The sequence below is a fragment of the Corynebacterium drakensteinense genome (assembly GCF_041224285.1).
Lineage (GTDB): Bacteria > Actinomycetota > Actinomycetes > Mycobacteriales > Mycobacteriaceae > Corynebacterium.
Genome location: NZ_JAXOFP010000011.1, coordinates 1 through 12499 on the forward strand (window position 1 = coordinate 1; position 12499 = coordinate 12499).

The 12499-nt window shown below is 57.5% G+C and carries 10 protein-coding genes and 2 pseudogenes; 5 read left to right on the plus strand and 7 right to left on the minus strand.

Translation table 11 applies throughout. From position 1 onward, the window contains the following. Positions 1-395: transposase (locus U1140_RS07360; RefSeq protein ID WP_369846897.1), on the plus strand; the 395-nt coding region annotated here is incomplete at its 5' end. Positions 396-420: 25 nt separating this feature from the next. Continuing rightward, complete coding sequence (locus U1140_RS07365) at positions 421-996, plus strand: hypothetical protein (RefSeq protein ID WP_369846899.1); 576 nt, start codon at positions 421-423, stop codon at positions 994-996. A gap of 213 nt (positions 997-1209) precedes the next feature. On the opposite strand, the pseudogene U1140_RS07370 reads toward U1140_RS07365, so the two are convergent. Then, positions 1210-1677: pseudogene (locus U1140_RS07370) on the minus strand (transposase); the annotation flags it as partial. A 25-nt stretch (positions 1678-1702) separates the two neighbouring features. Here U1140_RS07370 and U1140_RS07375 point away from each other — a divergent pair. From U1140_RS07375 to U1140_RS07385, 3 genes and pseudogenes are all read left to right on the plus strand, one after another. Then, positions 1703-1844 (plus strand): annotated as a pseudogene (locus U1140_RS07375) (bile acid:sodium symporter family protein); the annotation flags it as partial. Positions 1845-1912: 68 nt separating this feature from the next. Next, complete coding sequence (locus U1140_RS07380) at positions 1913-3514, plus strand: succinic semialdehyde dehydrogenase (RefSeq protein ID WP_369846900.1); 1602 nt, start codon at positions 1913-1915, stop codon at positions 3512-3514. Positions 3515-3779: 265 nt separating this feature from the next. After that, a complete protein-coding gene (locus U1140_RS07385) occupies positions 3780-5099 on the plus strand; it encodes an alpha/beta fold hydrolase (protein WP_369846902.1) in 1320 nt (439 codons plus the stop codon). Here the strand turns inward: U1140_RS07385 and U1140_RS07390 are convergent. The 6 genes from U1140_RS07390 to brnQ form a co-directional block, all read right to left on the minus strand. Continuing rightward, positions 5096-6613 carry an ATP-binding cassette domain-containing protein gene (locus tag U1140_RS07390; RefSeq protein WP_369846904.1) on the minus strand — a complete coding sequence of 506 codons (1518 nt, stop codon included), beginning with the start codon at positions 6611-6613 and terminating at the stop codon, positions 5096-5098. The genes U1140_RS07385 and U1140_RS07390 overlap by 4 nt on opposite strands. Next, entirely contained in the window at positions 6610-7434 is an 825-nt protein-coding gene (locus U1140_RS07395; RefSeq protein WP_369846907.1) for an ABC transporter permease, read from the minus strand. The genes U1140_RS07390 and U1140_RS07395 overlap by 4 nt, the downstream gene beginning before the upstream one ends. Further along, positions 7431-8420: an ABC transporter permease gene (locus U1140_RS07400; protein ID WP_369846910.1), complete on the minus strand. Its 990-nt coding sequence runs from the start codon at positions 8418-8420 to the stop codon at positions 7431-7433. Before U1140_RS07400 ends, U1140_RS07395 begins: the two co-directional genes overlap by 4 nt. Further along, positions 8417-9916, minus strand: a complete 1500-nt coding sequence (locus tag U1140_RS07405) for an ABC transporter substrate-binding protein (protein ID WP_369846912.1) — start codon at positions 9914-9916, stop codon at positions 8417-8419. Before U1140_RS07405 ends, U1140_RS07400 begins: the two co-directional genes overlap by 4 nt. A 41-nt stretch (positions 9917-9957) precedes the next feature. Beyond that, complete coding sequence (locus tag U1140_RS07410; protein ID WP_369846915.1) at positions 9958-11001, minus strand: LLM class flavin-dependent oxidoreductase; 1044 nt, start codon at positions 10999-11001, stop codon at positions 9958-9960. Between the two features lie 92 nt (positions 11002-11093). Further along, positions 11094-12497 (minus strand): branched-chain amino acid transport system II carrier protein, encoded by a 1404-nt coding sequence (brnQ, locus tag U1140_RS07415; RefSeq protein ID WP_369846917.1) that lies wholly within the window; start codon positions 12495-12497, stop codon positions 11094-11096. Between the last annotated feature and the right edge of the window lie 2 nt (positions 12498-12499).

Genomic DNA, 12499 nt, shown 5'->3' on the forward strand with positions numbered 1-12499 from the left:
TATTGCCGCTGCAAGCTCTCAACCAGGCGATAGTGTGTGCTGAAGAAACGACAGGTTTGGTGCACCATTCGGATCACGGGTCGCAGTATGTCAGCGTGGTCTACAACGAACGACTTTCCCAGCACGGGATTACAGCTTCCACCGGCAGTGTTGGTGACTGGTATGACAATGCATTGGCTGAAAACGTCAACGGTTCTTACAAGAACGAGCTGATCCATACTCGCAGGTGGGATGACGTTATCGAGGTAGAAATCGCGACATTCGAGTGGGTGTCATGGTGGAACGAGACAAGGCTCCACCAGAGCTTGGGGTACCGAACCCCGGTCGAGGTTGAAGACGCGTTTTGGGAACAAGATGAGTCTCGGGAAATAATGGAAAATAGGGTAAATGCCTAGGAACAAAACCCAGTACACTTCACTCATGAACAGATTCATTCTTCCAACAGCCTGCCTAGCCATCGCCGTGGGTTATGCAATTTCCCATGCAACATCAACAGCTATGCTCGAAGGGCAGGCGAACGGGCTACTTTTCTCACGCAATCTAGTGGGGCAAATCATGGGATCGGCGTCTTTATGGATAAGCTGTGCATTTCTGGCAGGAAAATCCATATCGGGCAGAACACTACTCTCATCGTTCGTCGGAGTATTTACACTCCTTTTTATGTTGGCAGTCCACTATGCGACGGGCGCGCTTCTCGGATTTTTTTCATCTAGTATTTTTTCTGATAATCAGATTTGGTTCCTCGCTTCATTGCCTGCAGGAATGATATTTGGCCTATTAGGCCATTTCTCGAATAGAATCCCTTTGCTTAGCTTAATTCTTGCATTGTGTTTCTTAACTGAGCCTTTCGTAATTGGATATATACCTGGGGTGAAATCTCTTCCCTGGACAACTGTTCTCGCCGGCCAGATTGCCGGAATTTCCTTGATATGTGTAGGTATTCTTATTGTTTATATAGCCTGTAAGGAAGCCATTAAGGGTGGTAGAAATGGGTAACATACTTATATAAGGGTTTGCTCCGAGCAATCTTGGGACGTAGCGGAACAACTGGCTGCAACCTTCTCTGTAAAAGTTACAGATGATGAAATTCAGTACGATTTCCCAAGGGATATTACAGTCGTGCAAGAGGATGAAGATTTACCTGAATTATCCCCTCTAAGAGAGGTTTATCGTGTTTTCGACGTCAGTGAAGTGCCCCGAGTTTTGTTCCTAGGCATTTGCCTTGATTTCTATTATTGCCTGTGGCGCGTTCTGCTTCCAGAATTCGGTTTCAACCTCGACCGGGGTTCGGTATCTCAAGCTTTGGTGGAGCCTTGTCTCGTTCCACCAATTCACCCACTCGAATGTCGCGATTTCTACCTCCACAACGTCATCCCACCTGCGGGTATGAATCAGCTCGTTCTTGTAAGAACCGTTGACATTCTCAGCTAGCGCATTGTCATAGGAGTCACCAACAGTCCCGGTGGAAGCTGTAATGCTGTGCTGGGCTAGCCGCTCGTTGTAGACAACGCTGACGTACTGCGATCCGTGATCCGAATGGTGCACCAAACCTGTTGTTTCTTCAGCGCACACTATCGCCTGGTTGAGTGCTTGCAGCGGCAATACTTCGGTGCGCATGGAATCTGATAACGCCCACCCAACGATGCGTCGAGAAAACACGTCGGTGACAAACGCGGTGTAGACAAAACCTGGGACACTTCAGTTTAAGCTGCCATCGCAGCATAACCGGACCATGGCGGTCGAAATTGGTACGCAGTCGGCGGGGCTGTCTTCCGGCATGGCCGCAAAGTTCTTTAACCCAAGAAGCAGCGTTGCCGGGCGCTGGCGCAGTCGTTACCCACCACCCGCTAAATATGGTTTAGTTCACAAAAAATCCGGTTTGTTGGCTGGTTCCCCGCTATAATTGCGGGGCATGATCTTCCAACGAACCGTACCTAAGCGTTTGTCCCTGCAACCACTGCCCGATAAATTTGCCGAGCACCTGCGCAGCTTCGCGTTTACTGGTGCTGATGTTAATGCAGCTGCTGATGCGGACCGCCGCGAAATCGAAGCGCCGTTTCTCGATGAGCCCCTCGGTTGGGTGCCGCAGGTCGGTGCAGACGTCGTCGAGCAAGCCTTCGAAAAGGCTCGCACTAAGCAGACTGAATGGCATGAGCTCGGTGTGAAAAAACGCGCAAAAATCTTCAAGAAATTCCATGATCTGGTGCTCAGTAACCGTGAATTGATCATGGATTTAGTGCAGCTGGAGATGGGTAAAGCACGCTCCGGCGCATTCGATGAGGTTACCGATGTCGCCAATAACGCGCGCTATTACGCCACCCAGGCTCCAAAGCTGTTGCGGCCAGAAAAGCGTCGTGGCGGAATGCCGGTGTTGACGAAGACCTACCTGCATCATGATCCGAAAGGCGTTGTCGGTCAGATTAGCCCGTGGAATTATCCATTTAGTTTGGGCATCGCAGATGCCATCCCGGCGTTGTTGGCGGGCAACACCGTCGTCGCCAAGCCAGACTCAGAAACGCCATTTACCTCGCTGCTGATTGCGCACCTGCTGGCAGAAGCTGGGCTTCCCGACGGCGTGTTCACCATTGTTCTCGGATCCGGCAGGGTAGTTGGTTCCGCGATCGCGGATCACTGCGATTTCTTGATGTTCACTGGTTCCACCGCCACCGGCAAGACCCTGGCGGAGCAGGTCAGTAAACGCCTGGTGGGCTTTTCTGCCGAATTAGGTGGGAAGAATCCGCTGATTGTGGCGGCCGATGCCAACCTGGATACCGCCGTACGTGCGATTACTCACGCTTGTCTGTCTAACACGGGCCAGCTATGCGTATCGATCGAGCGCATCTACGTCGAAGAAGAAGTCTACGAGGAATTGTGCACGCGACTGGCCGAGTCTTTTGAGTCGCAGAAGTTGGGCGGGAAACTGGATTGGAAGAACCAGGTCGGCTCGCTGGTCAATGCCAGCCAGCTGGAAACCGTGGAAAACTTCGTCGCGGATGCACGCCAGGCAGGTGCCACGGTTCTGACAGGTGGCAAAGCCCGGCCAGAGCTCGGCAAGTATTTTTATGAGCCGACGATTCTTCTCGACGTGCCAGATGATGCCCGTGTGCTGCGGGAAGAAGTCTTTGGCCCGGTGATTTATATCCAGCCGGTGGCAGATCTGGATGCGGCCGTCGCTGCTGCCAACGACACCTGCTACGGCCTGAACTCGTCAATCTTTGCTGCACCGAAAACCGCCTGGAAGATCGCCCCGCGGGTGCAGGCAGGATCGGTCAATATTAACGACGGTTACGTCGCAGGTTGGGCATCGATTGATAGCCCGATTGGCGGCTACAAAGAATCCGGTGTTTCGCGTCGCCATGGTGCCGAGGGATTGCTGAAATACACTGAACCAAAAACCATTGCCCAGCAGCGTGGATTCCCGATCTGGGGGCCGCGGCGTCTGCCACAAAAGGCCTGGTCAAAGGTGCTGAGCCGGAGTCTTTCTCTCGGTAAAAAGACGGGGTTGCTGCGCTAGTAGTTTTTCGTTATAGTAGGAAGTGTCTTCGCAGGCCGTGGCCTTGGCCGCCACCCCCCGAGTGGTCACTGGCCCTCCTGCTTGAAGACATCGCCCCGTGGAATTCACCCCCCCGAAATTCCACGGGGCTTTAAAAATTTGCAGTGAAGTTTTTGTTGTCATGAAGCTTGTGTAGAGAAGCCGCCGCACCAGCACTGAACGCATATTTTGCCCCGCTTGAGCACCGGCGGTTGACTCGCCCGCGCTAGATTACTAAACATAAATTATGTCGCTAAAAACTACTTCCACCCGCCATTTCGGGCACAATCTTCGAGAACACACGCTCACCGTCCCATGGGAACCACAGAATCCCGCAGCAGGAACCTTCGAACTCTACGCCCGCGAGATCTACGCGGACGGTAACGAAGACAAACCAGCAATCCTCTACCTGCAAGGCGGGCCGGGCTTCCCATCGCCACGCCCCATCGGGGGAGCAGGTAAAGCAGCCGGATCAGATCTCGGCGGTGTCATCGGCAAAGCCCTCGACGAATTCCGCTTCATTCTGCTGGATCAGCGCGGCACCGGACGCTCGCACCGCATCGACAGTGCCAGCCCGGACGACGACCTCACCGTAGAACGCCTGTCGACGCTGCAGCAGGACTACATCGTCGAAGACGCCGAAGCTCTGCGCACCGCACTTGACATCGAAAAGTGGTCGCTATTTGGCCAGTCCTTCGGTGGTTTCTGCATCACTTCGTACCTGTCACGCTACCCAGACTCCGTCGAACACGCCTACCTCACCGGCGGCCTGCCTGCGACCAGCGTCGGCATCGACGATGTTTACCGCTCCACGTTCGACAAGGTCAAAGCCTGCCACCAGGGCCTGTACCGCGAATACCCGTGGATCGACGCCCGCATCCGCGAAGTCTGCCACCACCTGGACAACTCTGAGGAACGCTTGCCGACAGGCGAGCGCCTGAGTTCTCGCCGCCTGCGCACCATTGGTATCACCCTCGGGCAGGGTCCAGGGTTCCACATCCTGGCCTATCTCTTCGAAGACCCCTTCCGCACCGTCGGTGGCGAAAAGCGCCTCAAGACCGATTTCCTCGCCAGCGTTTCCGGCATGGTCTCGTTCGCCGATGGGCCGCTCTATGCTGCGATACATGAATCCATCTACGGTGGCGTGGTCACCCCCGGTGCGACCAATTGGTCGGCACACCGCATTCGCGAAGAGATCCCAGGTTTTGCAGAAAACGCTGATCCGCGCGCGAAAGACGAGCCGTTCTACCTCACCGGCGAGCACGTGTTCCCCTGGCAGTTCGAGGAAGATCCCGCGTTGCAGGCCTTCCGGCAATCTGCTCATGACTTGGCGCAGCACGACTTCCAGGTCTCGCCCTATGACCGGGAAAAGTTAGCGCAAGCACCAGTTTCCGCGGCGGCCGTCTACCTCGACGACATGTACGTGCCGTTCGAGCTTTCTCGCGATACCGCCAGTGCCTTCGCTGACTGCCGTGTGCACGTGACTAACCTCTATCAGCACGATGGCATCGGATACGCCGGCGAAGACATCTTCAGCGCATTGCGCGAAAAGGTCCGCGATTTCTAGCTTTTCGTAGAACCAGAGTGCATCTGCGCAGCCGCTAACAACCGCTGCGTATAAGCCGCGCTGGGGTTATCCCAGATCGTATCGACGGCACCTGTCTCGATAATGCGCCCGTTGTGCATGACGATCACCTCATCGCAGATCTGGCGCACCACCTGCAGGTCGTGGCTGACAAAAACCAGTGTCAGCCCGTAGTTTTCTACCAAGAAATCGAGCAGGCGCAGTACCTGGGAGCGCACGGAAACATCAAGGGCAGACACTGCTTCGTCGGCAAGCAAAATTTCCGGGTAGCCGGCCACCGATCGCGCGATGGAAATGCGCTGACGCTGCCCGCCGGAAAACTCATGCGGCAGGCGCTGTCGGGCGTCGGCGGATAGGCCTACCTCTGCGAGGATTTCTGTGATGCGCTCGTCGCTACCGCCACCTTCGGCGATCGTGTGCCCGATTTTCAGCCGCGGGTTCAACGACGAAAACGGGTCCTGGAATACCATCTGCACGCTGGCGCCAACCTGCACGCTTCCCGACGACGGTTGCTCTAGGCCCGCAATGATCTTGAGTAACGTGGATTTGCCCGAACCAGAGCCGCCGACGATGCCCAATCGTGCGCCGCGGCGAACCTGGAGGTTGATGTCGTGCACGACGGTATTCGTGCCATAGGCATGATGGACATTATCCAGGGCGATGACGGCATCATCGCTCGTGTCCGCCGTGCTGTTCGCGCCCGCTGTGCTGTCCGTTCGTGCAGTGTTAGCAGCTACTCCTGTGCGCCGTGGCAATTCCTGCTGCGAGGCCGCCACTAAGTGCTGGGTATACGGCTGCTCCGGGTGCGCTAACACAGTGGACGTCGCGCCGCGTTCGACCGCACGGCCGCGATAAAGCACCAGGACGCTGTCACACATCCGCTGGACTACCGCCAGATCGTGGCTGATGAACAACAACGCCATCCCACGTTCGCGCACCAAACGCTCAACCAAGCTGAGCACCTCATCTTGTGCGATAACATCCAGGGCAGTGGTCGGCTCGTCGCAAATGAGCACCTCTGGGTCCTGCGAAATTGCCAAGGCCAGCAGCACGCGTTGGCGCTGCCCACCAGATAATTCGAACGGGTAGCGGGACACTAAATCTGGGTCAAGCCCGACCTCTGCCAGCAGCGAGCGGGCAGTACGCCCGAGCAAGCGACCAACTTTCTTGAGCGGATCGAGTGCCGACATCGGCTCTTGAAACACCATGCCGATGCGCTTGCCGCGAATGCCAGCCCACCGCTTTTCTTGTGTGCGCCGTGAGCTGGTGCCCGCATACATGTCCGTACCGGCGATGCGCACACCACCGGAAACGGTAACCCCACGTGGGCATAACCCGAGCAGCGCCAGTGCCGTGAGCGATTTTCCGGAACCGGATTCACCGATGATTCCGAGCCGTTCACCGGGCGCCAGCGTGAAACTAAGGTCGTCGACAAGCAGTGATTGTGCGCCGCCCGGCGCCTGGATGCACAGATTTTCCATGTCGAGAAGATTCATCGCACCCTCCTGCGTGGATCAAGCTGGTCGCGCAACCCGTCGCCAAGCATATTGAACCCGAGCACCGCCAGTGCGATCGCCAGGCCCGGCCACAGCGCCAACAGGGGAGAGCTGGCCAGCTGCGTCTGTGCGGCTTGCAGCATCAGCCCCCACGACGGCGCCGGTGGGCTTGCCCCCAGCCCGAGGAAACTCAACGCGGCTTCGGCAAGAATCGCCAAGGCAAAAGCTACCGAAGCCTGCACGATGGCCAGGCCGCGAATATTCGGCCACACGTGCCGCCATGCAATCACCGGCGCGGAAACCCCAGAAATGCGGGCGGCCGAAATATAGTCCTGTGTTAGTACCTGCAGCGTGCCAGCGCGGGCCACACGCGCAAAGCCCGGAACCCCCGCCACACCAATGGCCAGCATCGCGGACAACGTCGACGGCCCGAACACCGCGGCGGCAATGATCGCCAACAACAAAGCCGGAAAGGCCAACACGAGATCAGCACCGCGCATGATCACCGCATCAATCCAACCGCGTCGCATTCCCGCCCAGACCCCCAACGGAATACCGAGAAGTGCCGAAATGCCCACCGCAATCATCCCGACGAAAAGCGTCACCTGCGCACCAACCATCAGCCGCGAAGCGATGTCGCGCCCGAAGCGGTCTGTGCCCAACCAATAGTGTGATGATGGTGCTTGCAAGCGATCCGCGGGCACGGCGTGTAGCGGGTCGTGCGGAGTCCACAGCAGCGACACCGCCGCGATGATCACGATGGCACCGACGATGCCCGCTCCTAGCCAGAGCGAAAAATTCTTTGGTGCAGCGCCCGTCATACTCGACCCGCCTTTGCTTGTCGACGGCTCACGCGCGCACCGGCATCTCGCCGCAAGCGCGGGTCAACAACCCGGTAGGCGAGATCGACGCACAGCGTCACCGCCAGTGTGAAAAACACCAGCACCATGACCAGTGATTGCACCGTAGGCAGGTCCCGCGCATTGACCGCATCCAACAACATAGAGCTGAGCCCCGGAATGACGAATACGCGCTCAATCACCACCGCGCTGGCGACCAAACTCGCCAGTTGCACACCCGCAACCGTCAACACTGGGAGGGCGGCGTTGCGCAAACCGTGGCGTCGTAAAGCCTGCAATTCGGTATCGCCACTCGCACGTGCGGTACGCACATAATCCTGTTCGATAACTTCCAACACCGCAGAACGCACATAGCGCGTCAAAATCGCAGCCTGTACCAACGCCAGCGCAATCACCGGCAACACCAGGTGGGCAAAGAAACCACCGAATCCATAATTTGGGGGCAACCACCCACCCGCCGGCAACCACCCGAGGTGCACCGCGAAAATCGCCACCAGCACGATCGCCAACAGAAACGACGGCACCGCGATACCTAACTGCACCAACCCGGAAAGCACAGCCGCATCCGGCTTGCCCTGCCGATACGCCAGCCAAGTGCCCACGGGTACCGCGATAGCCAGGGACAATCCCATCGCCAGGCCCACCAAAATCAGCGAGACCTGCGCGCGATCCAACACCAGCGGGGTAATATTTTCCTGCGACACCAGCGAGACTCCGAAATTGCCACGCAGCAACCCAGTGACCCAATCCCAGTACTGCACCAGCAACGGGCGATCCAAGCCCAGCGTCGCGGAGAGCTTGGCGACGTCATCTTCTGCGGCAGAAACCCCCAGCGCCACCCGCGCCGGGTTACCTGGGGCCGCGCGCAACAACACGAAAATCAGCACAGAGGCGAGCGTAAGCAACACGAAAAACCGGGCGCACACCCGGGCGATGGCACGAATCATGCAGCCTCCTGCGGGGCGTGCCGCAACGCAGACAACGTGATGGAATCGGTGACCATCGTCGGTGAAATGCCGGAAACGCTCGGATCAGACAACACAATATTCGGCAGATTAGCAATCGTCAGCGCGCCAGCGTCATTCATGATCATTTCAACGGCAGCGGCCATCTCTGGTACGGGATCGGCGCTGGTGCTGGCGGCGTCGAAAAGCTCGCGCACGCGGGGGTTATCGAAACCCAGATAATATTCCGGGTTGCCAAACATGTGCTCGGTATCGCGGGCTTCCAGGTGCGCGATGATCGAGGCTTGATAATCCGCGGCCGCATGCACCTGGTTGAGCCACACCGCCGGAAATTCCACGGTCTCGACGGCAACGTTGAATCCGACCGAACGGAGCTGCGAATAGATCAGCTCCGCCAACAGGCGCGCATAGGGCAACGACGGAACCGTGAGCGTGACCAGCTCGCCGTTATAGGAGCTGCTGGTCAATAACTCGCGTGCGCGCTCTGGAGCAAAGGGATAAAAACCAGCGGCTGCGTCGTCTACGCGTGCGACTACCTCATCGAACCACGGATCCGTCGGCGAGACCGGAGCACCCGCGGTATCGGTCGCGTGCCCCGAAAAGACCACCTCGTTTGCCGCGTGCCGGTCAATGGCAAAAGCCGCCGCCTGGCGCACCTGCACATCGTCGAAAGGCGCGGCGTTGTTGTTCATCGAGAAAATGATTTCGCCATTCGTGGTACCAATATCGACGTTGATGGAATCGTCCAATGAGCCCAGCAGCTCTGGTGCCTGCATCGCCCACACCACATCCACCTGTCCGGACTGTAGGGCATTGATCGACGAAATCGCATCCGCGAAATAACGAATTTCTACTGGTGATTGCGCTAAGGTGCCCCAATAATCCTCGCGCGGGGCAAACCGAATCGATTCGCCGGTGGCAAAACTCTCTACCTCCAATGGGCCGGTGCCGACGGGATCACTGGCCAAAGTATCCACACCAGTGGGCGAGAGCATCGCGCCGATCGTCGTGCCCATCGACCACAGCCAGCCAGAATCCGGGTGTTCCAACCGCACGCGCAACGTGTAGTCATCCACGGCCGTTGCTGCAGAAACCACGTCCATGCCTGCTTTCAAACCATTCGTCCACTCGTTTTGCACATAGGCAATGCTAAAGGCCGCGGATTCCGCGTTGAACGGGGAACCGTCCGAAAAATTTACATCTTCGCGCAGGTGAAAGACATATTCGGTGCGATCATCCGAAACTTCCCAGCTGGTTGCCAAATGCGGTGTGATCTCGCCGTCGTCGTCGATACGCACCAGCGTTTCATAGACATCATTCAACAAGGCCCCGGGAGCGGCAGAACCACCGGTATTGGTGAAATCCAGTGAGCTGGCAGCAGAGGTTGCGGCCACCACGATGGCACTGTTGTCTGTCGGGCGGGCATAATTCGCCGATTGCCCAGCCGAACACCCGGCTAACGCTAGCGCACTGACCAAGGCAATAACTGAGCTGACTGCTCTGCACAAAGGTAGGCGCACTAGCCCAACTGCCAAGCGTTCGCCAGATGCCGCATGCCCGCCGCGGTGTCGTCAAAGGTGGTGCCTTGCAGAGAAATCATCAGCTCATCGGCATGTGCGGTAGTTGCGAAATCCTGCAGGTAGTCGCGTACTTCGTCCTCGGTACCGACGGCGGTGTAATGCAGCATGGAAATAATTTGTTGCCCCTGCGGCGAGTGCACCAAATCTTCCAACTGGGCGTCGGTGATCTTCCGGCCACGCGCAGCGAAAGCACGTACGCGACTGCGAGCCACCTGGTCAAATTGCTGTTGCGCGCCCGCGGTTGTCTCGTCGGCGATGACGTTGACCGCCGCGATGACATAAGGCTCGGAAAGGTATTCGGACGGCTGGAAATTTTCGCGATAATAGGCCGTGGCATTTTCCAAGTGTTGCGGCGCGAAATGCGAGGCGAAGGCATAAGGCAGGCCGTATTTAGCTGCCAGGGAGGCGCCAAACATGGACGAGCCCAGAATATACAGTGGCACATTGGTATTCCGGCCCGGAATCGCAATGACACCAGGAACCGGGGAATCTTCCGGTGCGCCTAAAAAGCCTTGCAGTTGTCGCACATCGTCTGGGAAGTTTTCTGCCGCACGCGGGTCACGTCGTAAAGCCCGACCCAAGGTGTGCATATCGGTGCCCGGTGCCCGGCCTAAGCCAAGGTCGATACGGCCGGGATACATTTCTGCCAGTGTGCCGTATTGTTCCGCGATGGAATAGGGCGAGTGGTTTGGCAGCATCACACCACCGGCGCCCAAACGGATCGAGTCCGTGTGCGCACCCACGTGTGCCATAATCAGCGCTGGCACGGACGAAGCGATGTGTGGCATGTTGTGGTGCTCGGCGTACCAAATACGGGAAAAACCAAGTTTTTCTGCAGAACGAGCAAATTCCACCGACCGAGCCATGGTGTCGGCGGTGGATTCCCCGGAATACAAAGTGCAGAAATCAATCAGGGACAGAGGGATGCGCTGGGCGGAAGCGTCGGCGGGACTAGCGGAACCAGTGGAAACAGAATCAGACATAATGCCCGCCAAATTAGTCTTTGATTATGTTCTCCGCAATATTTTCTTGCGCGAATGTTCTTTACTGCGCATTGGTTCCATTCTGGATGCGTTTATGCTTCGCGCACTGCTTCCTGGCGCAGGTGAGTCTGCTCTGGTGCTTGCCGGGGCTTGGAAATATCCACGATCAGGCCAATGACCACAGCGATGAGCACCGGCAAAACCCATCCGAGGTTGACTGCGTGCAGCGGCGTCCAACCGATGATCGGCTCCAGGCCTTCCGCACCTTGGGACACAGCGACCATGAATGCGGACCACACGACTGCGGTCCACAGCCCGAGGCGGAAGGTAAAGAAGAAGTTGACCTTGCCGCTGAAAATGGGCTCAAGCAGAGTCAGGATGATCAGGGTGATTGCTGGCGGGTACAAGAAGATGATGATGGGGACAGCAATATCCAGTACGAAATCCAGCCCCTGTGCAGCCAGCACCAGCGAAACCACGGTGAAGATGACGGCCCAGACGCGGTATCCCATCTGTGGGGTCAGCGTCGCAAAGAACTCAGAGGTCGACGAGATCAGGCCGACGGCGGTGGTCAAACACGCCAGCAAGACGATGAAAGCCCAAATGATCTGGCCGGGGGTACCCAGCGCGGATTCGGCTGCAGCGGACAAGATTGCCGCTCCGGAATCATGATCAGCAGCGCCCGGCAGCGTCTGGCCGATATAACCCAAGCCGATATAAATAGCGGCCAAGAAAACACCGGCGATGATGCCGGTGGTGATGGTGCCGCGAACCAGCTGACCACCTTCAGCAAAACCTTTGGTGCGCAGCGTAGAAATGATGACGATACCGAAGGCCAGACCAGCGATAGAGTCCATCGTCAGGTAGCCCTCTAACAGGCCGGAGGTGAACGCGGATTCCGAGTACTCCTCTGCAGCGGTCAAGGTTTGCGGCTCAAAATTGGTGATTGCAGAAACCACCAGGATGATCAGCAAAATGGTCAGCGCCGGGGTCAAAATACGGCCCAGGGTGTCCATGATGGTGGTTGGGCGCCAGGCCAGAGCCAGGGCGATGCCGAAGAAGATTAGACAGAAAACCCAGTTTGCAGCAGTGCCTTCAAAACCCAGGATCGGGGTGATCGCGGTTTCAAAAGATACGGCAGCGGTGCGGGGAAGCGCATAAAATGCACCGATTGACAAGTAGGCCAACAGCGAAAAGACCAGGCCGAAGATTGCTCCGCCACGAGCAGCTAGGTCGCGGACGCTGTTACCGGAAATAGCGATGGCGATGATTGCCAGCACCGGCAACACCACGCCGGAACCAACGAACCCGAGGATCGCCGGCCAGAAGTTCTCACCGGACTGTACGCCCAGCATCGGCGGGAAAATCAGGTTTCCGGCGCCGAAAAACATGGAAAACAGCATCAGCGAGCTGAAGATGATGATGCTGATGCCCGGACCAGATTTGCCCGAGCCTGTAGCCGTGCTCGCGCTGGCCTGTGTAGCGGCTGTCGCCATAG